Annotated in this window: 20 protein-coding genes and 1 pseudogene; 5 read left to right on the forward strand and 16 right to left on the reverse strand. The window is 45.1% G+C overall.

All coding sequences use genetic code 11. The features are described from left to right. Position 1 precedes the first annotated feature (1 nt). The gene (locus L9Q40_RS17660) at positions 2-1,075 is read left to right on the forward strand and encodes a PKD domain-containing protein (protein ID WP_498794093.1); all 1,074 of its coding nucleotides are present in this window, start codon (positions 2-4) and stop codon (positions 1,073-1,075) included. 54 nt (positions 1,076-1,129) lie between these two features. Here the strand turns inward: L9Q40_RS17660 and recR are convergent, their stop codons facing one another. The 7 genes from recR to L9Q40_RS17695 form a co-directional block, all read right to left on the reverse strand. Beyond that, on the reverse strand, positions 1,130-1,732 hold the full coding sequence (gene recR, locus L9Q40_RS17665; protein ID WP_498794094.1) for a recombination mediator RecR: 603 nt from the start codon (positions 1,730-1,732) through the stop codon (positions 1,130-1,132). 30 nt (positions 1,733-1,762) lie between these two features. After that, positions 1,763-2,092: a YbaB/EbfC family nucleoid-associated protein gene (locus tag L9Q40_RS17670; protein ID WP_005380618.1), complete on the reverse strand. Its 330-nt coding sequence runs from the start codon at positions 2,090-2,092 to the stop codon at positions 1,763-1,765. A gap of 244 nt (positions 2,093-2,336) precedes the next feature. Beyond that, complete coding sequence (dnaX, locus tag L9Q40_RS17675; protein ID WP_498794095.1) at positions 2,337-4,472, reverse strand: DNA polymerase III subunit gamma/tau; 2,136 nt, start codon at positions 4,470-4,472, stop codon at positions 2,337-2,339. Between the two features lie 8 nt (positions 4,473-4,480). After that, a complete protein-coding gene (gene apt / locus L9Q40_RS17680; RefSeq protein WP_014232598.1) occupies positions 4,481-5,026 on the reverse strand; it encodes an adenine phosphoribosyltransferase in 546 nt (181 codons plus the stop codon). Positions 5,027-5,188: 162 nt separating this feature from the next. After that, complete coding sequence (locus L9Q40_RS17685; protein WP_176291970.1) at positions 5,189-5,593, reverse strand: YbaN family protein; 405 nt, start codon at positions 5,591-5,593, stop codon at positions 5,189-5,191. A gap of 17 nt (positions 5,594-5,610) precedes the next feature. Beyond that, entirely contained in the window at positions 5,611-5,739 is a 129-nt protein-coding gene (locus L9Q40_RS17690) for a hypothetical protein (RefSeq protein ID WP_014232600.1), read from the reverse strand. Between the two features lie 230 nt (positions 5,740-5,969). After that, positions 5,970-7,067, reverse strand: coding sequence for a response regulator (locus L9Q40_RS17695; protein ID WP_014232601.1), 1,098 nt, complete (start codon positions 7,065-7,067; stop codon positions 5,970-5,972). A 297-nt stretch (positions 7,068-7,364) separates the two neighbouring features. Between L9Q40_RS17695 and L9Q40_RS17700 the strand changes: the two genes are divergently transcribed. Beyond that, positions 7,365-8,240 carry a LysR family transcriptional regulator gene (locus tag L9Q40_RS17700; protein WP_372377163.1) on the forward strand — a complete coding sequence of 292 codons (876 nt, stop codon included), beginning with the start codon at positions 7,365-7,367 and terminating at the stop codon, positions 8,238-8,240. A 111-nt stretch (positions 8,241-8,351) separates the two neighbouring features. Here L9Q40_RS17700 and purF read toward each other — a convergent pair whose 3' ends face one another. The 9 genes from purF to L9Q40_RS17745 form a co-directional block, all read right to left on the reverse strand. Beyond that, entirely contained in the window at positions 8,352-9,866 is a 1,515-nt protein-coding gene (purF, locus tag L9Q40_RS17705; protein ID WP_014232604.1) for an amidophosphoribosyltransferase, read from the reverse strand. 36 nt (positions 9,867-9,902) lie between these two features. Next, positions 9,903-10,394: a CvpA family protein gene (locus L9Q40_RS17710; RefSeq protein ID WP_020334563.1), complete on the reverse strand. Its 492-nt coding sequence runs from the start codon at positions 10,392-10,394 to the stop codon at positions 9,903-9,905. Between the two features lie 61 nt (positions 10,395-10,455). Further along, positions 10,456-11,055, reverse strand: a complete 600-nt coding sequence (locus L9Q40_RS17715) for an SPOR domain-containing protein (protein ID WP_065297185.1) — start codon at positions 11,053-11,055, stop codon at positions 10,456-10,458. Positions 11,056-11,069: 14 nt separating this feature from the next. Beyond that, a complete protein-coding gene (folC, locus tag L9Q40_RS17720) occupies positions 11,070-12,332 on the reverse strand; it encodes a bifunctional tetrahydrofolate synthase/dihydrofolate synthase (protein ID WP_243974211.1) in 1,263 nt (420 codons plus the stop codon). A gap of 45 nt (positions 12,333-12,377) precedes the next feature. Beyond that, complete coding sequence (accD, locus tag L9Q40_RS17725) at positions 12,378-13,304, reverse strand: acetyl-CoA carboxylase, carboxyltransferase subunit beta (RefSeq protein ID WP_498794097.1); 927 nt, start codon at positions 13,302-13,304, stop codon at positions 12,378-12,380. Between the two features lie 195 nt (positions 13,305-13,499). Beyond that, positions 13,500-14,294, reverse strand: a complete 795-nt coding sequence (truA, locus tag L9Q40_RS17730) for a tRNA pseudouridine(38-40) synthase TruA (protein ID WP_498794099.1) — start codon at positions 14,292-14,294, stop codon at positions 13,500-13,502. A 124-nt stretch (positions 14,295-14,418) separates the two neighbouring features. Further along, complete coding sequence (locus tag L9Q40_RS17735) at positions 14,419-18,378, reverse strand: FimV/HubP family polar landmark protein (protein ID WP_498794101.1); 3,960 nt, start codon at positions 18,376-18,378, stop codon at positions 14,419-14,421. A gap of 200 nt (positions 18,379-18,578) precedes the next feature. Beyond that, positions 18,579-19,592, reverse strand: coding sequence for an aspartate-semialdehyde dehydrogenase (locus L9Q40_RS17740; protein WP_498794103.1), 1,014 nt, complete (start codon positions 19,590-19,592; stop codon positions 18,579-18,581). After that, positions 19,589-20,722 (reverse strand): 4-phosphoerythronate dehydrogenase, encoded by a 1,134-nt coding sequence (locus L9Q40_RS17745; protein WP_020334568.1) that lies wholly within the window; start codon positions 20,720-20,722, stop codon positions 19,589-19,591. The genes L9Q40_RS17740 and L9Q40_RS17745 overlap by 4 nt, the downstream gene beginning before the upstream one ends. A gap of 541 nt (positions 20,723-21,263) precedes the next feature. Between L9Q40_RS17745 and L9Q40_RS17750 the strand changes: the two genes are divergently transcribed. The 3 genes and pseudogenes from L9Q40_RS17750 to L9Q40_RS17760 form a co-directional block, all read left to right on the forward strand. Continuing rightward, on the forward strand, positions 21,264-23,186 hold the full coding sequence (locus L9Q40_RS17750) for an ABC transporter substrate-binding protein (protein WP_498794104.1): 1,923 nt from the start codon (positions 21,264-21,266) through the stop codon (positions 23,184-23,186). A 141-nt stretch (positions 23,187-23,327) separates the two neighbouring features. Further along, positions 23,328-23,837, forward strand: coding sequence for a helix-turn-helix domain-containing protein (locus tag L9Q40_RS17755; RefSeq protein WP_498791700.1), 510 nt, complete (start codon positions 23,328-23,330; stop codon positions 23,835-23,837). Continuing rightward, positions 23,834-24,676 (forward strand): annotated as a pseudogene (locus tag L9Q40_RS17760) (IS3 family transposase); the annotation flags it as partial. The gene L9Q40_RS17755 and the pseudogene L9Q40_RS17760, both read left to right, overlap by 4 nt. Between the last annotated feature and the right edge of the window lie 414 nt (positions 24,677-25,090).

A 25,090-nucleotide genomic window follows, 5' to 3' on the forward strand; every position in this document is an offset into this window, starting at 1 on the left:
AATGAAACTGTCTACTCTGTTAAAAAACTTTATTTTGGTGACAATGATTGCACTTGGTGGCTGCAACGTTGATGTTAACGATGCAAAAGAGTACACCAAGCCTACCGTCAATGCTGGTAGTGATAAGATTTATACCTTACCTGTAAGCACGATTAAATTAAGTGGGTCGGCAAAAACTAAACCTAAAAATTTGTACAGTATTGAGGAGGTTCGCTGGACACAAACGTCAGGCCCAGAACCATTAGCAATACTCAACGCTGATAGACTAACTGCAACGTTACTCACTCCAACTACGGCTGGGACCTATACGTTTAAGCTGTATGCAAAAGATAGTGGTGGTCGCTCTAATGCGGATAGTGTAAACATTGTCCTTCAGGAAAACACTCTGGTCTCGCAGGCTAGAAACAGTCAAAGCTACAGCGACGATTATCAGTTAATGTGGAAATCAGTAGAGCAAGACCAATACCGCTACCCGCTCATTGAAGACAGATGGCAAGCCTTATATCAACCCTATCTTGTAAAAGCAGAGCAAATATCATCAGATGAACAATGGCAAGACTTGATTACGCAAATGATGAATGACTTGGATACCAATCACGTATCGTTACACCGTTACAATATTTTGCTTCACAGTACGGATGTTAAAGTGAATTCATTGGCATGGTCGCTCAATAATGGAATAGGTACGATCACCTTTGAAAACTTAACCTCACTATCGATACAAGAGTTGCAAGCGCAAATCAATGCGGCGTTGACGGCTTTATCAACAAGCAAAGAGATTTACTTAGACTTTAAATTAAGCGGTTATTTTAACGATCAACTGTTGCTGACCTTAATGGCAGAGTTAGCCACTCAAACATCCCAAATTTGTTTAAGGGATAACGCAGGTGTTTCTAACTGTTTTGATTTACAGAATAGCGCAAAACTAGAAGAAACTCGTTTTATCCTGCAAGGACCATATGACAATAAGCAGGCTCAACAGCTATTCGACTTTCTATTAATGCACCAAAAGGGAGAGGATGTATTCGAGTTCGAACCGAGCTTGCCATTAACGTCCACCTGGACTTTAGATTAAACAATATAAAAAAGCGATGCTTGCATGCATCGCTTTTTAGAACATTAGGGATAATTAGCTAAGCTTGTGTCGACCTAACAGTGAGTGTGACAAGGTGGTGCCATCAACAAGTTCAAGTTCACCGCCAACAGGAACACCATGTGCAATTCGGCTTGCCTCGACTTGATGCTCTCTGCACAGCTCTGCGATGTAATGTGCCGTAGCTTCACCTTCTACCGTTGGGTTGGTAGCAAGAATCACTTCAGTAATATCACCTCGACGGAGGCGATAATCGAGCACATCTAAGCCAATGTCACTTGGACCGATACCATCAAGCGGAGATAAATGCCCCATCAAAACAAAGTATCGTCCAGAGTACTGACCGGTCGCCTCTACTGCTGCAATGTCTGCCGGACTTTCTACTACGCAAATTTGGCCGTTTTCCTGGCGTTTTGGGTTAGTACAAATGTGGCAAACTTCTTCTTCAGTAAAAGTGCGGCACTCTGAACAATGGCCAATTTCCGTCATTGCCTGACTAAGAGCATCGGCGAGTTGTAAGCCGCCTTTTCTATCTCGCTGTAACAAATGAAAGGCCATACGCTGTGCCGACTTGGGGCCAACCCCAGGTAGACAACGTAAGGCCTCCATCAATTGTTCCAGCATATGACTGGTACGCATTGAAAATCCGCTTAATTAAATTTCAGCAGATTAGAATGGCATTTTCATACCTGGTGGTAGTTGCATACCGCCAGTTACAGAAGCCATTTTCTCTTTTTGAGTTTCTTCAACGCGACGAGCCGCATCGTTGAATGCAGCCGCAATCAAATCTTCCAGCATTTCTTTGTCGTCTTCCATCAAGCTTTCATCGATGTCAACACGACGTACGCTGTGACTACCAGTAATTGTAACTTTAACTAGACCAGCACCAGACTCGCCAGTTACTTCCATATTCGCGATTTCTTCTTGAAGCTTTTGCATGCGATCTTGCATTTGCTGGGCTTGCTTCATTAGGTTGCCCATACCGCCTTTACCAAACATGTTTATCTCTCTGGTTTGTGATACCAATCGTAGTAAATAACTGGTCATTCTAGCTTGTTAAAATACTCGATAACATCGTTGCAACTTTTCATTGTAGAATAACTACTTATCGAAAAATTGCGCCTTGTCCTCAAGTATTTTTCCTGCGCTATTTCTGCTCATTTATTTACTGTGATTGCTATGAGGTGTTGCATCAATTAATGGGGTTATGACTTAACGTTTTCAACCCCACTCCGTTCGATTATTAGATAGGGCGCACACTATCTTTCACAAGCTCTGCGGCAAATCGACGTTCGATAAAATGAACGTTTGGATCGTTTTCCAGGCTATTCAAAGCTTGTTGCAATTTTTCTTGATAGAGTCGATCTCGCAATTCTAACGGTGTCTCACCAGCATCACTAATTTCCACAGTTAAATGGCAATCTTCACCTAAAAGCGTATTGAGAGCGTTGAGTAATTCGCCTTGTGCTCTATCTGTATTTAAGTGTGCCTGAGCACTTCTCAGCAGCAAAGAAACCGTCGAACCTTCTTTGTTATAATGTGAGTTTAGCGCAAGTTGTTCCACTAGCTTAGGCATGTTCATCAGGCTGATGAGTTTTGCCCACTCATTTTGCTCTAGAGACTCATCGACCAGCTTTTGCGCCATTTCAGGTGTTTTTTCATGCTCAAGCGCTTGCTTGAGCTGCGTAGGTGTCAGTTTGGTATTGACTTTTGTCTCAGCTGGTTTGCTCGGACGCCAGCGATACGCTTCTTCAACGACTGGCTCTTCCGTTTGAGGCATTGAGCTTGGCGACACCTGCGCGGAACTGCCGTGTCTTTGCGCGACACGATCAAGAACCGACTCTGGTTTGGCAGATGTCGCTTTAGGCTTTTTTGGACCACCACTTTGCTGCGGGGTATTTTGTTGTAAACCCTGACGCTGAGAGCGGAGTTGATGGCGCAAGCCACTTAACCCACCACGAGCAGGTGTTGCTGGAGCACGCTCTGAGGCTTGTTGAGGCGGTTCCTGATTCTGAGCCGCTGGGTTCTCACTCATTGGTGGCGCCATGTCATATTGCGCCGGTGCCTCGTACTCGGCAGGTTGATAGTCAGGCTGGTGCTGAGATCCATCGTGCATCGGAGCCTGGTTGTTGACCACTGGTTGATTTACAGGCTGCTGTGATGACACTGGTGACGGCGGTGGTTGAACCGAAGTCTGCGGAGTTGCAGTCTTTTGTACTTTTTGCTGACTCACGTTCTGTATTGGCGCAGATTGCGGTTGCGTTGCAGTAGAAATGACATTTGCACTATTACTTGCTGACGGACGAAATGCCATCATGCGCAATACGATCATTTCCATGCCGACTCGGCCGTTTGGTGACAACGCGAGGTCTTCACGACCTTTTATCACAACCTGATAATAAAGCTGCACATCTTGTGGGCTGAGCGCTTTACTTAATAATTCGATTTTTTCTGCATCAGGCTGAGCTTTATCTAACGTAGATGGCAAAGCTTGATACATGGCGATTCGATGTAATTGGGCTGCCAACTGTTGCAATAAGCCATCCCACTCCACGCCATTTGACGCCAATTGTTGGATTTTTTCTATCGCTTGTTGGGGCTGTTTGCTACTGATCGAATCAAGTAAGTGAATCGCCTGATCAGTATCAATGGTGCCTAGCATATGGCTAACGATGCCAGATTCTACTGCACCATTACCCAGAGCAATCGCTTGATCAGTCAGGCTCAGAGCATCACGCATACTGCCATCGGCCGCATGAGAGATCATGCCCAACGCTTTCGGTTCTGCTGAGACCTGTTCTTGCTCAAGTATATAATCTAGCTGTTGGTGAATTTCATCAACACTGATTGGCTTCAGATGGAACTGCAGACAACGAGACAAAATCGTCACAGGCAGCTTTTGCGGATCGGTTGTCGCCAATAAGAACTTAACGTATTCCGGCGGCTCTTCCAGTGTTTTCAACAGTGCATTGAAAGAGTGACGCGACAACATGTGTACTTCATCGATGAGGTACACCTTAAAGCGTCCGCGAGCAGGCTTGTATTGAACGTTGTCTAACAGTTCACGAGTGTCTTCAACTTTAGTACGTGAGGCCGCATCGATTTCTAGCAGGTCAACAAATCGACCCTCATCGATTTCGCGGCAAGTATCACATTGACCACAAGGGGTTGCGGTAATACCGGTTTCACAGTTCAGCCCTTTGGCGAACAAACGGCCGATACTCGTCTTACCAACACCACGAGTACCACTAAACAAGTACGCATGATGGAGGCGATTTTGCGCTAACGCATTCTCCAATGCCGTCAGGACATGTTTCTGTCCCACGACCTGGTCAAACTTATTAGGACGCCATTTTCGCGCTAAAGCTAAATAACTCATTGAATGTATTAATGTCCTTCGAAATCGCAGATGCTGTACACATTTAGACCTAACGCTTCTAAACGCTTATCACCACCGATTTCAGGTAGATTGATAACGAATGCAGCATGCTCAACTTCCCCACCTAATTGGCGAATCAGTTTCGTTGTTGCTTCGATAGTACCGCCAGTTGCTAGCAAATCGTCGACAACAAGTACTTTGTCACCTTCTACGATCGCGTCAGTATGGATTTCTAATGTATCCATGCCGTACTCTAACTCATATGACTGAGCAATCGTTGGACGTGGCAGTTTTCCTGGCTTACGTACTGGAACAAAACCCACACCTAGCTCAAGCGCTAGTGGCGCACCAAATAGGAAGCCGCGCGCTTCTGTACCCACAACTTTTGTAAATCCCATCGCTTTGTAACGTTCAACCAATAGGCCAATTGTCGCCTGATACGCTTTCGCGTCTTCTAGCAGACTGGTCACGTCTCGGAAAAGGATGCCTGGTTTTGGGTAATCTTGGATGCTTTTGATGCTAGATTTGATCAGTGAAATTGTTTCTGTAGTCATAATACCGATTTACTTAGATTGGCTCATCACCCTCTCGCTATCTCAGTATCACGAGGGCAACGAACAATAGGTTTTCATCACTATGTGCTTATATTCTTAAACTCACAGGTTCTGAAAATACAAACGCCCACTCGAAGAGCGGGCACACTATTCCCTACAATATTAGTGATTTTCTTCTCGGTCAGCAACCGGCTCAATCACAGGTAGCCGCATAAACCAGCTAAGTAAAACGATTGCCATTCCTAAAAGTGCAATTTTCACCCAAACGACAGGTACAACAACAATTGAAATCGTAAAGCTGATCACAATAAAAATCGCGCCACGTTGTTTTACTTTAGGCTCGACGGCTTTATTTTGATTCCAGTTATACAAAATAGGGCCAAACGTATTGTGATTATGTAACCAATGATGGAATGCTGGGCTGCCTCGCATAAAACACGCACTGGCGAGCAAGATAAATGGAGTAGTTGGTAGTAGAGGAAGGACAATTCCGGCTATGCCGAGCAAAATGCAGAGTCCACCAACGATATTGAATAAGTAACGCTTAATACGAATTGTGAACTCCAGAAACGATAGCTAGTTTGTTAGCCCGCGTAGCCGTTGAATACACGCAGCCAGGTTAACGTTGCAGGTAATGTTGGGATCATAAGTACTGCAATGAAACCTAAAAAGTACAAAATATTATAAGGCTCTTTAAACTCTTTGTCTGCCATGATGTTTCTTCTCACTATTTGACTTTGCTTCTCCCATGCCGCAACGTTAAGCGCACGTTACACAAATGGGTCATTATTGTTTAGGCGCTGACTATACCTTATACAGGCGGTGATAAACACAAACAAAAAGTAAGGTTATTAATCTATCAATACGTTTGAATGGCTCCAAAACGATATAAAAAAAGCAGCATCATTGCTGCTTTTCGTTTATCAGATTCGTATCTAGTGAATTATTCGTGGCGAGTGATATTTAGGCTAAAACTTGAAGAGCCCAGACATCCGATAGACAACTGCCCAGCGGTATTTAACGGTAAGTCCCTGGTGATGAAGTTTTTCAAGCTGCCACCACCCAAGCTATTTCCTGCTGCGATATGCTGGTTAGAATCACCATTTGACCACTGGCTATCTAAACCCGCAGGCAAAATCGAGACCGTAGATGACGCCAAATCTGCAACACCAAACACAGCATTAATTGGCCCTGCACATTCCGAGCATTCAATACCCTTCTCAATGATTCCCACCATGTCTTTAAGATCGGCACTAAAGTTCTTTAAGTTGCGTAGGTAATCATCAAATAATGCGCGTATGAGTAAAGTGGTCCCTACTCCGCTGTTACTTTGGGAAGCAGAGTCCACCAAGTAGAAAGCAAATTGTCCGTTCATCAGCCAACGATAATCGAATACCAACGGCATTACGTCTGTCGATTGAAGTAGCCGGTATGAACAACGCCAGTCTCCTTGAGAAGCATCCTTATCCGGTAATAATGCATGAAGCAAATCTCTTGCCGCATTCGGGTTTTCTTGCAAGTACTCTAAATGCCAGTGAAGCTCTTGTTCATCTGGTATTTCTCCACCATCATCAACCCTGAACCATTGACTTGAAAAGTCACGTTGTTCAGAAAAATGACAGTCACAATCCTCAAGCGTATTATCGATGGCTTGTGTTAAATGTTTATAGTTACCTATCGGTTTGGGAAGAAAGTCTTTAATACCAAAACGCAACGCCTTTGCAACATCTGACATTTCATCCGTGCCAGACACCACTATAAGCGGCAACGATGGATATTCCAGGCTGACTTCTTCGACGAACTCTATACCATCCAACAACGGCATAGATAAATCACATAAGACAAGATCGGGTTGGCATTCCCTAAGTTGTTGAAGTGCGTCTAAGCCATTTTCAGCTTCTACTACCTCAAAACCCTGACTTTCTAAATAGGCATTAGTTACATTGCGAAAAATGGCATCATCATCCACTAACATAATGAGTTTATGATGAACCGCTTCCTGCGCCGAGACCATTGCCGTATGACTGTGAGCCTTAAACATACCTTTACACCTCACATAGGTCAGTCAAAAACAAGTTTTTATTAAGTCTTTATTATTGTTGTACTTTTATCGATGAATCCCCCGCCATTTAAAGGCTTAGGTGGTCTCACCTCGTTATAAAACGTAGTCTGAAAAAGGCGTTTATACAAATATTCATTGGAATAGCATAGCTATATCAATGTTTGCTCGTAGCGGCCTGGTGTGGTCAAATAGTGCAACATGTTGACTTAAAGCAATCTTTCATAGCAAAGTTAATTATAAATTAGCGTCAATTAGTAACTTAATGTGTCTGGAAATATGAAATTAGATGATTTAAACCTATTTCGATTGGTTGTCGAAAATGGGAGCTATACAGCAACTTCGCGAAAAACTATGATTCCGGTTGCGACCATCACCCGACGCATTCAAGCGCTAGAAGACTCTGTTAATCTTCGACTACTGAACCGTCATGCTCGTAAGCTTTCTCTTACCGAAGCTGGTGAACGCTTTTACAAAGAATGTTCACCACTACTGCAAAGCCTAACTTCTACCGCCGAGGAAATTACAGACGACTGTCGTGGCGCATCCGGGCGAATCAAAATATCGGCTCCGTACAATCTAACAAAACGTATGATGATGCCGATGTTCAATGGCTTTATGAAGCAGTACCCCGATATAAACATTGAGCTAACAACAGAAAATAACGCGGATAAACTCGATCCAACAGAATGGGATGTCATCTTCCGTGTTGGTCCACAGCGTGACTCCAGCCTGATTGCTCGTAAAGTGGGCGAGGTAAAAGATATTTTAGTTGCGAGCCCTGTCTACCTTGCGGCCAACCCAGCCCCAGAACATGCTGAGGAGCTTTCGAATCATTCTCTGCTTAAAGGCTACCCTTTAATCAAGTGGACACTGAAAAACAGTAAGGGAGAGTCGGTCGTAAACACCGATCGAGCTCGCTTTCAGGCTAATGCACTGAATGTGGTTCGCAGTACCTGCTCTGAAGGCCTGGGCATCACTTTGATGCCGAATGTTATGGTCAAAGAATACATCGAACGTGGTGACTTAATTCGTATTCTGCCAGACTGGAGTGCTAACCCTCGCGACATCTATATGCTTTATAACCATAAAGATCATTTGCCAGAAAAAGTACGCCTCTTCATCGACTACGTGATTGCTTATAACATTCACTAAGTCACTCTCATGAGAGCGGGGTAGACTCCCCCGCTGAAGTAAGAGATAGCGACCTAAAACAAAAAACCAGAGCATTTAGCTCTGGTTTTTTAGTTCATAAGGAAGCGAAAATTACGCGCCTTCGTTATGAAGCTCTAGGTTCGCTAAATCTTGCTGAATCTCACGTTGAGTTTTTGCATCATCGTTACGCAAGCCATCTAGGAAGTCTAGGTACTGCTGATCAATGTCACCCGTCACATACTCACCGTTAAATACCGATGTATCAAACTGGGTGATGTCTTGGTTACCAAGGCCAACGGCTTGAACTAAATCCTCAAGCTTTTGGTAGATCAATGCATCTGCGCCAATATGTTTACAGATAGTCTCGTTGTCACGACCGTGAGCGATTAGCTCGGTAGCACTTGGCATGTCGATACCGTAAACGTTCGGGAAACGAACTTCTGGAGCAGCTGAGACCATGTATACACGCTTCGCACCAGAGTCACGAGCCATCTCAATGATCTGCTCTGACGTCGTACCACGAACGATAGAGTCATCAACCAAAAGTACATTCTTGTCTTTAAATTCAGAACGAATCGCATTCAGTTTACGGCGTACAGACTTCTTACGCTGTTGTTGACCCGGCATGATGAACGTACGGCCTACATAGCGGTTTTTCACAAAGCCTTGACGGTATGGTTTGTCGATAGCTTGTGCAATTTGCAGAGCAATATCACACGAGGTTTCTGGAATTGGGATAACAACGTCGATATCAAGATCAGCGTAGTCTTCACTGATACGTTCACCTAGCTTTTTACCCATTTCAACGCGAGCGCTGTAAACTGAAATTTTATCAATGAATGAGTCAGGACGAGCAAAGTAAACAAACTCAAAGATACATGGGTTTAGCTTTGGATTATCTGCACATTGTTTAGTGTATAGCTCACCATCGAAAGTTGCGTAAACCGCTTCACCTGGTGCCACGTCTCGAACAAAGTCAAAACCTACTGCATCAAGAGCAACAGACTCAGATGCCACCATGTATTCAGTACGACCCTTTTCTTCGCGTTTACCCAAACAAAGAGGACGAATGCCATTCGGGTCACGGAACGCAATCATACCGTGGCCAATGATCATTGCAGTTACTGCGTATGCGCCGCGAATTGTACGATGGACGTTAGTCACCGCGCGGAAGACGTCTTCTGTCGTTACATTGCCTTTCACAGAATCGATTTCGTGAGCAAGCACGTTCAGCAACACTTCTGAATCTGACGTCGTGTTGATGTGGCGACGGTCTTTTTCAAACAGCTTTTGGCGAACTTCGTGAGCGTTGGTTAAGTTACCATTGTGGGCAAGTGTAATACCGAAAGGAGAGTTTACGTAGAAAGGCTGAGCTTCTGAAGCACTTGAACTGCCAGCAGTTGGGTAGCGTACATGACCGATACCAACTTCACCTTGCAAGCGTTGCATATGTTTTGCTTCGAACACATCCTTGACTAAACCGTTCGCCTTACGCAGACGAAAACGATTGCTTTCTATGGTACAAATACCCGCTGCATCTTGGCCACGATGCTGTAACACCGTTAACGCGTCATAAATAGACTGGTTTACAGGGGTTGTGCCCACGATTCCAACAATACCACACATGTCCTAATCCTCGATTTGCGACAGTAGCTGGCACTACTAGATAGTGCCAGAAAGAAAACTTGACGTTGCTTGTAAATGCTCAAAGAAGGGAGCGATCACACGTTTGAACTCAGGGACTAACTGTGACGCTTTCCACCAATCCGAGCTTGGGAATGCGGTAAACGCATCCATAAAAAACAGTACCGCAGAAACAATTAAAACTCCGCGTAAACCACCAAAGACCATACCAAGAAGTCGGTCAGTACCTGATAGCCCTGTTTTTTGTACCAGTTGGCCAATGACATAATTCACCACTGCACCAACAATTAGTGTTGCGACAAATAATGCCGCTATCGCAGCTCCGTTTCGGAACATGTCGTCTTCGATATTGGAGAAATATACCGCCAATTTGGTGTAGTAGTTACTGGAGATAAAAAACGCTCCAAACCAAATCACCAAAGACAACGCTTCTTTAGCAAAACCACGAACTAAACTGATCAAAGCTGAAAACCCGATCACCCCTAAAATGACAAAATCTAACCAATTCATATTTTCTTCATCTTAAGTTGGCGCGCATTTTAACAGAAAAAATGCTGACGCAAACGTTTTCTTATGGATTTAACGGCTTAAATTTAAGCAATTGACCTTTAGAGCCAGTAATTTTTTGTAATTCTTGAACTTGTCGTTCAAGTTTACTTTTTGACACATCTGGGCCAACAATGACACGCGTAAATTCATTTTCTTGTTTGGTGTGAGCCTGATAACCACGCTTTTGCAAATCGGCAACTAACGCGACCGCATTGTCATGATTCTTCAGCGCCATCAACTGAATGATCCATGCAGAATCTTCATATTGATTTTTCTCAACAACCGGACGAGCAGCGACTTCAACTTGTTCTGGTTGTTTAGTCTCTTCTTGCTGAGCTACCGGTTCAGGTTCAGGTTGCGGTTTTGAAACGGCAACCTGAGGCTCTTCAGACTCCTGCACCACTGCCTCTACTGGAGAGTCAGGCAATGCAATATCATCTTCGACAGGCTCGAGTATTTCGAAGTTTTCCACATCACTATCAAGCTCAGGTTTGATAGGAATGCTGGCAAATTCTTCTTTGTAGTGAAGTTTTTTACCATCTAGTACATCTGGGAGCACAATCACTCCCACTGCCACCAGAATGATAGTGCCGACTAAACGACTCTGAAATTTACTTGCCATCAAATTACCTTTGGTTATTTATTACTTGCTTGCCAATACTCCAACACCTCACCCACGGTATGGAAAGAACCAACCACCAAAATAACATCGTCTTGTTGTGCGCTTGTTTTAGCACTTTCAAACGCTTCTACGGGTGTCTGGAACTGAACTTGCCCCTGAGGTAAGTATTGACACAACTCCTCTGCAGTCGCAGCACGAGGGCCTGTAAGCGATGCTGGATACCATTGAGTGGCAATAGGTGCCAGTGCTTCAACGGTAGCTTTTATGTCCTTATCGTGCAGCATAGCAATCACAACATGAATGTGCTTACCCGCATACTGATGCTTCACCTTTTCCACTAAATATTCAGCAGAGTGTGGATTGTGAGCAACATCAAGTACGATTTCTGGCTCGCTCTGTAACACCTGCATTCGACCTGCGAGTCGAGCATTATTCAAGCCATTGACGAGGTTTATGTCAGTGATTTGCAATTCTGACGCACCAAGCGCCATAAGTGCTGTCGCCGCGTTTGGCAACGGCAGTGACGGGACAGGTAAGTCTTCAAGATCGAACGCACCACTTGTCCAACTCCAACCTTTGTCGGTCAGTTTATAGTCAAACTGGATGCCAACCTGGAAAAACTCTGCACCGATATCGTCCGCGTGTGCGGCCACAGTTGCAGGAGGTAAAGGCTGACCACAGATGGCAGGCTTACCTGAGCGGTAGATGCCCGCTTTTTCAAATCCGATAACATTGATGTCATCACCAAGCCAATCCACATGGTCAACAGCTAAGCTGGTAATGACAGAGACATCGTGATCAACGACGTTGGTGGCATCCAAACGGCCGCCTAAACCCACTTCGAGCAGGACAACATCTACTTTTTCTGTCTGAAAGATTCGTAATGCGGCAAGGGTTCCAAATTCAAACAAACTTAACGTGATATCACCACGCTGCTGTTCTACAAAGTCAAACGCTTGGCAATGTTTCGCGTCTTCTACGTCTACGCCATTAATGCGTACACGCTCGTTATAACGAATCAGGTGGGGTGAACTGTAAACACCTACTGAATAGCCGGCGTCTAATAAAATCGCTTCCATTAACGCACACGTTGAGCCTTTACCATTGGTACCGGCAACAGTGATAACCGTCGGAGCTGGTTTTGTGAGGTTGGCTTTACTTGCTACCGCTTGAACACGGTCTAAGCCAAGGTCGATTGCTGAGGAATGAATATTTGCTAAATAATCAAGCCACATCTCTAAAGAGGATGTGGCTTGAGGAATTGAGTTTTGGGTCATCTAACTTTAACCATTAATTTCTTTGGCTTTATGTTAGCTGTTACTTTACCCTTTTTCGTCCACTTCTGGTACAGAATATGGCTCTTCATTTGGAGATTCGTTAACCGAAACCACCAAAGGAGACTTGTGGTTAGTCATCTTAGCGATAAGACCACCCACGCGTTGACGCATTTCACGACGATCAACGATCATATCGATAGCACCGTGGTCAAGCAGGAACTCACTGCGCTGGAAGCCTTCTGGAAGATCTTCACGTACCGTCTGCTCAATTACGCGACGACCAGCAAAACCGATCAACGCTTTAGGTTCGCCAATGTTGATGTCGCCTAACATTGCCAAACTTGCTGATACGCCACCCATTGTTGGGTCAGTCAGGATTGAGAAGAACGGCAGACCTTTTTCAGACAGACGTTCAAGTGCTGCACTGGTTTTTGCCATTTGCATTAGAGATATCAATGCCTCTTGCATACGTGCGCCACCACTTGCAGAGAAACAAACAAGTGCACAGTTGTTCTCGATTGCAGCTTCTACCGCTTTAACAAAGCGAGCACCAACGACAGAGCCCATTGAGCCACCCATGAAAGAGAACTCAAACGCACAAGCTACCAGTGGCATGCCTAGTAGTTCACCCTGCATTACAACCAATGCGTCTTTCTCACCGCTGCTCTTTTGAGCCGCTGAAATACGCTCTTTGTAGCGCTTAGAGTCTTTAAACTTCAGCTTGTCTTGAGGCTCAAGATCAGAACCCAGTTCAACACGGTTTCCTTCGTCCAGGAATGTTTCCAAACGACGACGCGCTTTCATACGCATGTGATGGTTACACTTAGGACATACTTCTAGGTTACGCTCTAGTTCAGCATGGTACAGAACCTGCTCACAAGAGGTACATTTCGTCCACACACCTTCTGGGATAGAAGCTTTACGTGAACTTACAAGATTGCTTTTTTCTAAAATCTTTTCAAGCCAACTCATGGAAGACCTTTTCTCTCAACTCTTCCGCTTCATTGCGAAAGATAGTAATTCGAAATAACACCGACGGATTAAACCATATCTTGCCGCTACTGTAGATAAAAAACTGGTTGTACCTATTTTTGTTATCATAAATAGCGCATAGTTTCCGTACACATTCAGTGTAAGCTACCGATATTTTGAAGCAAGTTTGTAAATTTAGTTCAAATTATCTGGTAAAAATAACGGGCCGATCGGTACGCGTGGTAAATCAAACTCTTGCGGATAATCTACATCGACCAAATATAGGCCTTCTGCTTTTGCTGTCGCTCCGGCAAGTTTGCGGTCTTTTGCCTCTAACAGCCACTTAATCCATTCAGGATTTTCTTCGCCACGTCCAACTTTTATCAGGCTGCCTGTAATATTGCGCACCATATGATGAACAAAGGCGTTCGCTTTAATATCAATGACAACATAATCACCATGACGAGTCACGTTCAGGTGCATCATGTTGCGACATGGACTCAGAGACTGACAGTGAGCTGCTCGAAATGATGAAAAGTCATTTTCTCCCAACAAATACTGACCTGCTTGATGCATTTTTTTCTCATCCAGATCACCATGATAGTGACTGACACCCGAACTTAAGATCCCCGGGCGTAAAGCGTGATTGAAAATGATGTAGCGGTAACGGCGCGCTGTTGCTGAGAATCGAGCATGGAAATCGTCTGATACTTCCTTTGCCCAGCGAACAGCAATATCACCTGGCATGTTCGCATTTGCGCCCATCGTCCAAGCCACCATTTTTCGATCTACGTTGGTATCAAAGTGAACAACTTGTCCGGTGCCGTGTACACCAGCATCAGTACGACCTGCACATTGCACTTCTACAGGGTGGTTTGCAATGATAGACAATGCTTTTTCCAGCTCTTCCTGGACGCTTTTTACGTCTCTCTGGCGTTGCCAACCAAAGTAGTTTGTACCGTTATACTCGATACCTAATGCGATTCTCATCTTAACCTTCGAACTCTAAAATGGGGCGGGAAGTATATACCCAACTCACCTCTAGTTGCCAGTTTCAGCGAGAATGACTTGGCTTGCAGAGACAAAAAGGGCGGCTTACGCCACCCCTATTGATTTATCGACCATTGATGGAGTCGATGAGGTTTTTCGCTTCACGGCGAACGTCATCTTCACCGAATACAATGGCTTCTTCCAGCAGTTTGATCGCCCCTTTCGGATCGTTCATTTCTAGGTATATCTTAGCCAAATCCAGCTTACCTGCGCCTTCTGCATCGGAATCGACGTCCACATCAGTGATGTCACCAATGACATCCGGAAACTCATTTAACCCGACATCCAGCTTCAAGTCTTGTTCTTCAAACTCTCCACTCTCGTTATCAACCTGCGCCATCAACTCATCAATAGTCATGAATTGACTTTTCTTAGGATCAAAGTCGTCCAGGGCCGTTTGCTGCTCCCAGTTTTCTTCAGCAATTTCTGGTTCGCTCAGAGACTCTTCTGAGTTCCAGATGTCTCGCTGATCTTCAGATACATCCTCAGCTTCCGACGCGCTATTATCATTCGGTGTTTTAAAACCTTCCCAATCGTCACCGATATCAAACATGGTCTCGAAGTCCATGCCGGCGCTGTCTATCGTGTCGCGATCTAACTGGCCTTCAAAAGCTTCAGATTCGCCTTTTTCAGATAACAGACTTTCCATATCAGACTCAGCTAAACCAGCAATATTTGGTTCTTGAGTGGTTTGAGTCGGTTCTGGCTCTGCATCTAGGCCATTCTGCTGCTGAGCAAACAGTTCGAACAGTGCATCATGATCGTTGTCTGCTTTCAGCGTAATTTTAGGGCTGACGGGTGCTTCTAAATCTGGTGCCGTCCTATCAGACATAGACGCAAGCGCGTCATCTTCTGTGAATTCTGGCAGTTCTAGTTCATCAATTTCAAACTCGTCGTCCGCTTCTGAAACGGCTTCAGGTCGTTCACTTTCCGAATCGGCTAACTCTGGCTCATCCTCCATGGAGGCCAAGGCGTCTTCTTCGCTGAACTCTGGTAGTTCTAACTCATCAAATTCAAACTCATCGTCCGCTTCTGAAACGGCTTCAGGTCGTTCACTTTCCGATTCGGCTAACTCTGGCTCATCCGCCATGGAGGCCAAGGCATCTTCTTCGCTGAATTCTGGCAGCTCTAGCTCATCAATTTCAAACTCGTCGTCCGCTTCTGAACTTGATGCAGGTAGTTCACTTTCCGATTCGGCTGACTCAGGCTCACCCGCCATTGAAGCCAAGGCGTCTTCTTCGCTGAACTCTGGTAGTTCTAGCTCATCAAATTCAAACTCATCGTCCGCTTCTGAACTAGCTGCAGGTCGTTCACTTTCCGATTCTGCGAGCTCCGGCTCATCCGCCATGGATGCCAAGGCGTCTTCTTCGCTGAACTCTGGCAGCTCTAACTCATCAAAAGCAAATTCGTCTTCGTCACTCTCTTCGGACGTTGTAGCAGTAGGCTCTAGTTCCTGTTTTGTTTCGGACTCTGGTTCAGATTCATCCAGTAACCAGTCCTCTTCGAGCGGCATGCCAAATTCATTTTCAACGGCATTCGGCGTTGGTGTAAATTCAGGCTCAGATTCCTTTTCTTCTGTATTTAGGGATTCTTCTTGCTCATCAGACAACGAGCCCAGCTCAGAAGGCTCCTCTTTGTTGTCTTGATCTTCAGAACTTGCGTCATCGTGACTTGATTCAAAAAGCTCATCCAACTCACGCATCAAAGGATCGTATTCGAGTGAGATATCCTCAATATCTTCCAAGAATTCATCACTAACAGCCGCTTCACTCGCTTGCTTTTCAGGTTCTTGGTTCTCAGGCTGTTGCAATAGCTCAGGCTGATGCTCATTAAGAAGCGCATCAATATCTAAGTCCGACTCAAGCTCTAGATTATCCTCCGCAGAATGAACTGGCTCTATTTGACTCGCTTGGGCTTCTTCTAATGGGAAATCCTGCGTACTTTCTGCTTGAGGAGTACTCTGCTCTCGCTGGTTAAGCTCGCTTTCTGGCGCATCATCCTCACGAATCAGCTCATCAAACGGATCGAGTTCACTATAGACCTCATCTTCTAACGAATGATTAATGTCATCATCAAGCAACTCATCAAGCAAATCGACACTGTCTGCGTCCAGCTCTTCGAATTCCTCACTGCCAAAGCCTGACAATGATTCTAGTTCGTCAAGCGGATCAAATTCGTCGTCGGCCTCATCGCCATCAAATTCGATAAGTTCATCCAATAAGTCCGTGCTGTTCTCATCGATATTGTCATTACTATCGGATAAGTCGAAAAGGCTGTCATCCAACTCTGAAGCACTGAGCTCTTCGGTTTTCGTCATGCCCTCTTGTTCATTGGAATCAAGCGAAGGCTCCACTCCACTAGCAGGCGTTTGCACTTCAGACTGCTCATACTGAGCCAGAAGGTTGTCAATTTCATCATCTGATGCTTCACCGGCAGTAAACGAATGCTCTGAAACGGTTGATGAATCTTCATCCAACTCACCAGTAGTATCATCAAGTTCAGCTAACAATTCGTCCAATGTCGCTTGGTCTATTTGCGCACTAACTTCTTCGTCTTCCGGTGTGTCGTCGGCTAATAGTTCTGCGAAGAGATCTTCTTTTTCAAACTCTTCACCCTCACCTTCCGACAGGTCAAAGTCTGGTTCATCAAGGACTTCGAGTTCCGGCGAGGCCTCGTCTAACGCTCGCTCCATTTCTTCAAGGCCAAGTGCTTTCTCTTCACCATTGACTTTAATTCCGTTCGTTGAGGATTCAAACTCGTCAAAGCCGACGTCAAGGTCACCATCGTCACCGATACCAGCGAAAGGATCTTCGCCATCATCACCTTCTAGATTGAAATCAAGCTCTTCATCCTCAAGGCCAGCAAAAACATCATCCTCTAACTCAGGAGTGCTCGCCTGCTCAGATAAAATCTCGTTCTCTTCATCGGCGAAGAGATCGTCATCCAGATTCAATTCTTCTTCGAGCTCATCCGCTGCAGCCAAACCAATTGGGGCCGCTAGTGGATCAACCGCTGGAGATTGCTGCTGCGAAGCTGGAGCCGGCTCTTCTTCTTTACTGCGACGACCGAGTAGCATGACGACTAAGAACGCAAGTAACGCGCCTGGAATAAGCGCCGCCAGTCCAACAAGCCAGCCATTAGATAAGAATTTGTCTAATGCGGTTGGCTGCATGCGCTGTTGCTCATCAGCACGCTGGCGCTCTTCTGCCAACAGTTTTTCAACTTCTGAGCGGATACGCTCTTCATCGTTAAGTTCATTTTTCAGTGTCTGAACTTCGCTCTGTACTTCGGAAAGCATCAGGCGTAAACGATGGTTTTTCTCTTCCAGAGAACTGAGCTCGCTCTGTGAACCTTGCAGTTTCGCTTTTAGCTCAGTGACTTGCTGCTCACCTTTTGCAGACGTATTGACTGGCGGAACGCTAGCAATAGGTTCATTGGCCTTAACCGGTTCAGCGTTAACAGGCGTAACCGACTCTGGTTGAGGAGACACTGGTTGAGGGGAAACGGGTTCTTGCTTGACTTGCGGTGCTGTTGGCTCTTGCTCTGCGCGCTTAACCACTTTTGGCTTAGTGACAGGCTTAGCCTGTTTGAGTTTCGCCTCATGCGCCTTCATGATTGCGACGGCTTGCTCTGTGCTCGCACTTTGCACTTGCTCCAAGGAAGGAAGACGCAGTCTGCTTCCCGGGATCAGTTCGTGGATATTTTGATTTTCGAACGCTTGAGGGTTGATTCGATAGATAGCAAGCAACGTTTGTTGAACTGTCACGCTGCGAGATGGCCGCACTTGAGACGCGATCGACCATAACGTCTGATTTTCACCTGTAGGCCCGATAAAACGAGAAGGCTGAGAATTTGCAGGAGGAGCGGGTAATGCTCGTTCAATCTCTTCAGCATAGCTAGGAGACGATTGCACTTCACCTGAAGGTCCAACAAGACGAATTCCTTCGGCTTGAACCACTGACGATGTCTGAGTCGCGCTTATTAACACTAAGGTTGTTAACAAACGCTTATAAATTTGGCGCATAGAAGGCTCAGTTTTGTGCTTGATACAATTTGAAATGGTGATCAGTTAAATATATCGGATATATCAAGCAAAACTATAGCTTTAGGTGTAAAAAATGTGTGACATTAACCATATTCGTACTAATCTCACACAATTACTCGCGGATAGAACAAAAAAAGCCCCGCATGATGCGAGGCCTTAGTTTCAATAACTCTCAGAGCTTAGTAGTAATCGCGAATAAGCACTTCTGCAATTTGTACAGCATTCGTTGCCGCGCCTTTGCGTACGTTGTCTGCAACTACCCACAAGTTAATGCCGCTGTGATGGCTGATATCGTTACGGATTCGACCAACCATAACGTGGTCCTTGCCGCCCGCATCACGAACTTGAGTTGGGAAATCTTCGCCGTGGAATACTTCAACACCTTCAGTTTGCTCAAGTAAGTTAATCACTTCTTGCGCATCGATTGGCGAACGAGTTTCAACGTGAACGGCTTCTGCGTGACCATAGAATACAGGAACACGAACACAAGTTGGGTTTACCGTGATACTTGGATCGTTAAAGATTTTTTGCGTTTCCCACACCATTTTCATTTCTTCTTTGGTGTAGCCGTTATCCATCATCTGATCGATTTGTGGAATACAGTTAAACGCGATCTGCTGTGAAAACTGTTTTGTTTCCGCTGGCAGACCATTAAGCAACTTGGCTGTTTGACCTGCTAGTTCATCAATACCCGCTTTACCTGCACCAGAAACAGATTGGTAAGTTGAAACGTTGATGCGCTCAATACCTACTGCGTCATGGATTGGTTTTAGTGCTACCAACATTTGGATGGTAGAGCAGTTAGGGTTCGCAATGATGTTACGGTTACGGAACTCTGCAATGGCTTCCGGGTTTACTTCTGGAACCACTAATGGAATGTCGTACTCGTAACGGAAGTGTGACGTGTTATCGATAACAATCACACCTTCATCAGCGGCAATTGGTGCCCACTTTGCTGACAGATCGCCACCAGCAGAGAATAAACCGATGTGTGCTTGTGACCAGTCAAACTCTTCTACGTTTTGTACGCGTATGGTTTTACCATTAAAGCGGTAAGTCTTGCCTTCACTGCGCTCACTCGCCAAAAGGTACAGTTCACCTACTGGGAATTTGCGTTCTTGAAGCACTTCTAAAATTGTTTCACCGACCGCACCGGTCGCGCCTAAAATGGCAACATTATATTGTTGGCTCATTGACTTACCTCAATCTGAAAACCTAGTTCTGCTAATGGGGCAAGATTGCAAGATTCATTACCCATTAGAGTGACAGCGCTGTATTCACGGCGATCCCAGTAATTTTTACGCATCAGGTCAAAAGCACCCGGCTTACCGATTTCGCGACGGAAAAGAGCGTCATCTTTACGCACATCATAGATTAACTGCGTGATGTTATGCAGTGTTGCTTCATCCCATGCTCTGTCCAACATCATGGTTGGCACTGGCGCGGTTGGCAATAAATCGCTGGCATGCGCACGTAATTCGTTATTTAAGAACTCACAGTAGCTATTGAAAATCATTGTTGTACCGCGAGCTTTCCCTTCCAGACCATAGCCTGCAACGTGAGGGGTGGCGAATGCTAGCAGAGGCAGAAGCTCCATATCAACCTCTGGCTCAAATTCAAATACATCCAGAGCCGCAGTGAAGCCATCATTTTTCTGTAATCGACGCTTTAATGCGCTGTTGTCAACAATTGGACCTCGCGCTGCATTGATAAGAATTTGATCTGCACGTAGACCGTTTAATACCGCTTCATCAAACATATGATGGGTTGGGTACTTGCCTGCTTTGGTAATTGGCGTATGCACGGTGATGATGTCTGATGTTTCAATCAGCTCTTCAAGCGGCGTAAAGCTACGCGGGTCACCCTCTTCCTGCTTGAACGGATCGTTAAGTAGCACTTTGATGCCCATGCCTTTTAAGCATTTTTCCAAGTAGCTGCCAACCTGCCCAGCGCCGATAATCCCGACGGTTTTATCGAAGACAGAGAAGCCTTGTTGCTGCGCCAATACCATCATTACGCTGAACGCATACTCTGCAACACCAACTTTGTTACAGCCCGGCGCTGCCGTAAAGAAAATACCTTTTTCTTTTAGAAGTGATTGATCAACATGATCCATACCTGCAGTCGCGGTACCAACAAATTTAAGTTTGTTTGCTTTACTGATCAGCTCCGCATTGACCTTGGTAACAGAGCGAATCATAAGTGCATCAACATCAATCAGATCATCAGCCGTTAGTGAACGGCCCGGTTTTAGAATCACTTCACCGATTTGGCTGAATAGTTCTTCAGCGTACGGCATATTTTCATCAACAATAATTTTCATAGCGCCAGCGTTTTAAGGTCCATTTTTAAAAATTGCAGTGATTGTGCCTTTTTCCCGAGAAATCTCAAGAAATATACCCAAATGACTTCCAGCCCCTGTCGAAGGAGAGCGTAAGTTTGTCGCAGCTCATCAATGGATAGTTACGCGGTAAAACATTTTTGCATAGAAACTTTTCAGTCTCGCAAATACCTCTAACTAGGTTGAGCATCATCATCAACATTTATAGGAATCAGGTTGAGTATTTGTTTGTCGCTGTTGACCACCCGAGGTCTTATTTACCATTGCCCGAATAAACTTAACTCCCCGATAAACGGGCAAAAATAGATAATGATGGGCAATGGCAAATGGGCCTATCTGACTTTTTTTGAGAGAGTACTCGCAGAACATCTGTCGCTCCACTACATATTAATCAGACTCGAATAAATTAGTTGAAACATCGTTTCGGAATGTTTGTTTAAGCATCGTTGCTAACCCGTTCCTTGGCGAACACGGATAACCCGTGACTGTTCTTTCGACGTGAAATAAATAATAAAGGTGCCCTGTGAAAAATACTGCCCTACCCCTTTTTGTTACCCAAGTTGCAGCAAGTGTTGCGCTTGCAATCTCCTTTTCCAGTCAAGCGGCCACATACAATGAAGCGCCACAATTAGCTGAATTAGTTAACTCCGGAACGCTGCCTACAGTGGAAAAACGCCTACCGGAAAACCCGTTGGTGGTTGAACCGATTGAATCTATTGGCCAATACGGTGGAGAGTTACGACTGCTGGGCCTGCAGAAAGACAACGGCCATCGTATGCGTATGCTTAAATACGACAACCTGTTCAACTTCAACCGCACTTACACCGGTATTGAGCCGAACGTAGCCACGGGCTACACGGTCAACAAAGATTTGACCGAATACACCATCACCCTGCGAAAAGGCATGAAGTGGTCTGACGGTCACCCATTTTCCGCTGAAGATATCGCATTTTATATCGATCTGATGAACCGTGACGACTGGTCTGGTAACCGTCCGTTTTTTGCCCGTAATGTAGGCGACGCCAAAGCAGAAGTGATCAACACCAACACGATTAAGTTCACTCTGTCGAAACCAGACGGTATGTTCATCCGTAAGCTTGCAAACACCGACGGCTCCAACATCGTTCAGTTCCCTAAACATTATTGCCAACAGTTCCTGCCAGAGTTCAACAATAAGGCCGAAGCAAACGCCAAAGAAGCAGGCTTTGACAGCTGGCAGCAATACTTCCAGACCAAGTGCCGCGCTCATTACTTCTTCGAACACTACACCAACCCTGAGCGCCCAACTGTTAACGCCTGGAAAGTGAAAGTTCCGCCAGGTCCAAAAACACAGTATGCCGTATGGGAGCGAAATCCTTACTACTGGATGGTAGACACAGCGGGCAACCAACTGCCTTATCTGGATAGTATTTATTTCTCCTATTCTGAGAATAAAGAAGAAATGGTGTTGCGCGCTGCTGCAGGTGAGACTGATTTCCAAACCCGCCATATCGGCCTGAGCACCTATCGCCCTATGTTGATGGATAATCAAGAAAAAGGTGGCTACAAATACGACTTCCGCCCTAGCACTAGGATGAACGCTTTAGTCTTACCTCTTAACCAAACGCATAGAGATCCGATTAAACGAGAGCTATTTAGCAATAAAGATTTCCGTATTGCTCTGTCTCATGCCATCGATCGTGATGGGATCAGTGAAACCATTTACTCAGGTGTAGTAAAGGCTTATCAGGCGGCACCAGCCGAAGGCTCTGCTTTTTACGATGAAGAGTTCGCAACGCAATTTACCAAGTATGACCCAGATAAAGCCAATAAGATGCTGGACGCTATCGGTTTGAACAAACGTGACGAACAAGGCTATCGTTTGGATAAAACTGGTGAACGTCTGCGTATTGAAGCCTTGATGGATCAATCTCACGTAGGCGAGCGCACCGACATCCTTGAGTTAGTTAAAAATGACTGGCGAGAAGTGGGTATATTTTTAGATATCCGCATTGTTGAAGGTTCATTTATGCAGACACAGCGCCTCGACAACAACTTCGATTTACTGCCACCTCCAGGCGATGGTGGTATCGGTGTACTGGACTCTTTCGCCGCTTATGCAGTGCAAAACCCAGCGTCTATCTGGGGCATTGGTTACTACTACTGGATGTCAGACAAAAACCATGCAACAGCAGTTGAGCCACCGGCGCATGTGAAAAAGCAAATCGAGCTGTATCGCAAAATGGGGGAAACCGCATCTCAGGAAGAGCAAAACAAACTGATGAAAGAAATCCTCCAGATCTCCAAAGAACACTTCTACACCATCGGTACAGTGTCCTCTTTGGATGAGGGTGTGGTGATCAAGCATGGCGTACATAATGCCGATACACAAGTACCAGACTCTTATTCCATCGCTTCTCCAGGCCCAATGCGCACCGCGCAACTGTGGAAGGAAGCCGATAAGTAAATAGACAGCAATGCCTAATGCAGTTCAGTTACCAATCAAAATAGGGGCTTAACCGATCTGCTAAGCGCTTCAAAATCCCGTGTCAATTTAGATTGTGAACTGACCCCCAATAGTTGGACACCAATTATTGGGGGTCTCTTTATGTCCAAATATAGCCGAGCATTTAAGTGTGCGGTCGCCAAACAATATTTACTGGGTGAGTGTTCATCTTACGAACTTTCTCAAACTTACTCCATTGCACCACGCATAATACGTTACTGGGGAAAAGTGTTTGAGATTCATGGTGCTGATTCATTTAAGCCTCATGATTTCGCTAAAAATGCTCAAACCAAGCTCCAAGCGTTAAAAAAAATGTGGACGAATGGCTGGTCTATCAACCACACTAGTGCGGTATTAAATTTCTCCTCCTCTGGAACACTCTCCGTTTGGCTTAAACAGTACAAACAATATGGCATTCAGGGGCTTGAACGTAGTAGAGGACGATCACCAATGAGTAAGCACCCTTTTATCCAGCAAAAAAGTGATGATGAAAAAACGCTGGAGGAGCTAAAAGAGGAGTTAGCCTACTTACGCGCCGAGAATGCCGTTCTAAAAAAGTTAGAAGAGCTGGAGCAGGAAAAGCCTCGCCGAACAAAGAAAAAGCGAACGTAGCTCTAGCTCTTAAAAGCTGTTATCCACTAAAACACCTTTTGCATGCCTTAAAGTTAGCGAGAAGTATTTTCTATTATCATGCGAAGCCAAATAACGACGCCGAACAGTATCAAGATGAAAAGAGTCTAATAGAGCAAATTTACCATGAGCATAAAGGCAGATATGGGTATCGTCGTATTCACTTAGAGCTACGAAGACAGGGCGTTATGCTTAACCACAAAACGGTTCAACGGCTCATGGGTCAACTAGGCTTGAAGTCTACCGTCAGACCCAAACGGTACCGCTCTTACAAAGGAGAAGTGGGAACTGTGGCCCCCAATGTTCTTGAACGAGACTTTAAAGCGACGAAGCCAGATGAGAAGTGGGTAACTGATGTCACTGAGTTTAAAGTTAAACAGCAGAAAGTCTATCTATCACCAATCGTTGATCTGTTCACACAGGAAGTTGTGGCTTATAAGGTCGCAAAAAATGGGCGTCTACCTCTGGTCACTGAAATGTTGACAGACGCGGTTGCGACTTTAGGCGAAGGCGCTAAGCCAATCGTTCATAGCGATCAAGGGTGGCAATATAGGCATAAGAAATATCAGAAAAAGCTATCTGAAAGTTGCTTAACACAGAGCATGTCGCGGAAAGGAAACTGTCTAGACAATGCAGTTGCGGAGAACTTCTTTGCCTTACTGAAAACAGAAATGTACCATAACCAGCACTTTGAAGATGCTGATGACCTGATCGCTCATATTGACGAATACATCGAGTATTACAATACCAAACGAATTAAAGTGAAATTAAAAGGCCTGACTCCGATAGAGTATCGAAATCAGGCCTTGCAAGCCGCTTAACAGAAATGTCCAACTTTATGGGGTCACTTCATTGTCGCGGGATTTTTTTATAACATTTTTCGAAGTACTTACACTCACCTCGCTTAATCATCTCACCAATGCGAGTTGAACCAACTGCCAGCGCGTTATATCAAGGATTAAACCACCTCGCCAGTCGGTCTATATATTACCGAAAAGACAAAACAGAATAAGGGAAGAGCGAAACTAGGTGCAAAACATTCAGCCACTTGCTCAGGGGAATATAGTGTCTAAACGAATAATGTCTAAACGAATAGTGCCGAAGCGAAGTTCGCTTTGGTCAGCAAAACTCTATGATTCGTTTATGAGGAGAGATCGGTAGTTGGATGTTGGAAGAGACTGCAATCACATCGCGATGCGAAATAGTATAAAGGCGGTGCTCATTGTGATTTACAA

Origin of the sequence: Allocatenococcus thiocycli (genome assembly GCF_921292965.1) — a bacterium.
GTDB lineage: Bacteria > Pseudomonadota > Gammaproteobacteria > Enterobacterales > Vibrionaceae > Vibrio > Vibrio natriegens.

Coding starts and splice junctions, on each gene's coding strand:
- accD (WP_498794097.1), bottom strand. CDS start 13,304: ATGAGTTGGCTTGAAAAGATTTTAGAAAAAAGCAATCTTGTAAGTTCA.
- L9Q40_RS17755 (WP_498791700.1), top strand. CDS start 23,328: ATGTCCAAATATAGCCGAGCATTTAAGTGTGCGGTCGCCAAACAATAT.
- L9Q40_RS17695 (WP_014232601.1), bottom strand. CDS start 7,067: ATGTTTAAGGCTCACAGTCATACGGCAATGGTCTCGGCGCAGGAAGCG.
- L9Q40_RS17690 (WP_014232600.1), bottom strand. CDS start 5,739: ATGGCAGACAAAGAGTTTAAAGAGCCTTATAATATTTTGTACTTTTTA.
- L9Q40_RS17670 (WP_005380618.1), bottom strand. CDS start 2,092: ATGTTTGGTAAAGGCGGTATGGGCAACCTAATGAAGCAAGCCCAGCAA.
- apt (WP_014232598.1), bottom strand. CDS start 5,026: ATGACTACAGAAACAATTTCACTGATCAAATCTAGCATCAAAAGCATC.
- L9Q40_RS17745 (WP_020334568.1), bottom strand. CDS start 20,722: ATGAAAATTATTGTTGATGAAAATATGCCGTACGCTGAAGAACTATTC.
- folC (WP_243974211.1), bottom strand. CDS start 12,332: ATGACCCAAAACTCAATTCCTCAAGCCACATCCTCTTTAGAGATGTGG.
- dnaX (WP_498794095.1), bottom strand. CDS start 4,472: ATGAGTTATTTAGCTTTAGCGCGAAAATGGCGTCCTAATAAGTTTGAC.
- L9Q40_RS17715 (WP_065297185.1), bottom strand. CDS start 11,055: ATGGCAAGTAAATTTCAGAGTCGTTTAGTCGGCACTATCATTCTGGTG.
- purF (WP_014232604.1), bottom strand. CDS start 9,866: ATGTGTGGTATTGTTGGAATCGTGGGCACAACCCCTGTAAACCAGTCT.
- L9Q40_RS17740 (WP_498794103.1), bottom strand. CDS start 19,592: ATGAGCCAACAATATAATGTTGCCATTTTAGGCGCGACCGGTGCGGTC.
- L9Q40_RS17700 (WP_372377163.1), top strand. CDS start 7,365: ATGAAATTAGATGATTTAAACCTATTTCGATTGGTTGTCGAAAATGGG.
- L9Q40_RS17660 (WP_498794093.1), top strand. CDS start 2: ATGAAACTGTCTACTCTGTTAAAAAACTTTATTTTGGTGACAATGATT.
- recR (WP_498794094.1), bottom strand. CDS start 1,732: ATGCGTACCAGTCATATGCTGGAACAATTGATGGAGGCCTTACGTTGT.
- truA (WP_498794099.1), bottom strand. CDS start 14,294: ATGAGAATCGCATTAGGTATCGAGTATAACGGTACAAACTACTTTGGT.
- L9Q40_RS17710 (WP_020334563.1), bottom strand. CDS start 10,394: ATGAATTGGTTAGATTTTGTCATTTTAGGGGTGATCGGGTTTTCAGCT.
- L9Q40_RS17735 (WP_498794101.1), bottom strand. CDS start 18,378: ATGCGCCAAATTTATAAGCGTTTGTTAACAACCTTAGTGTTAATAAGC.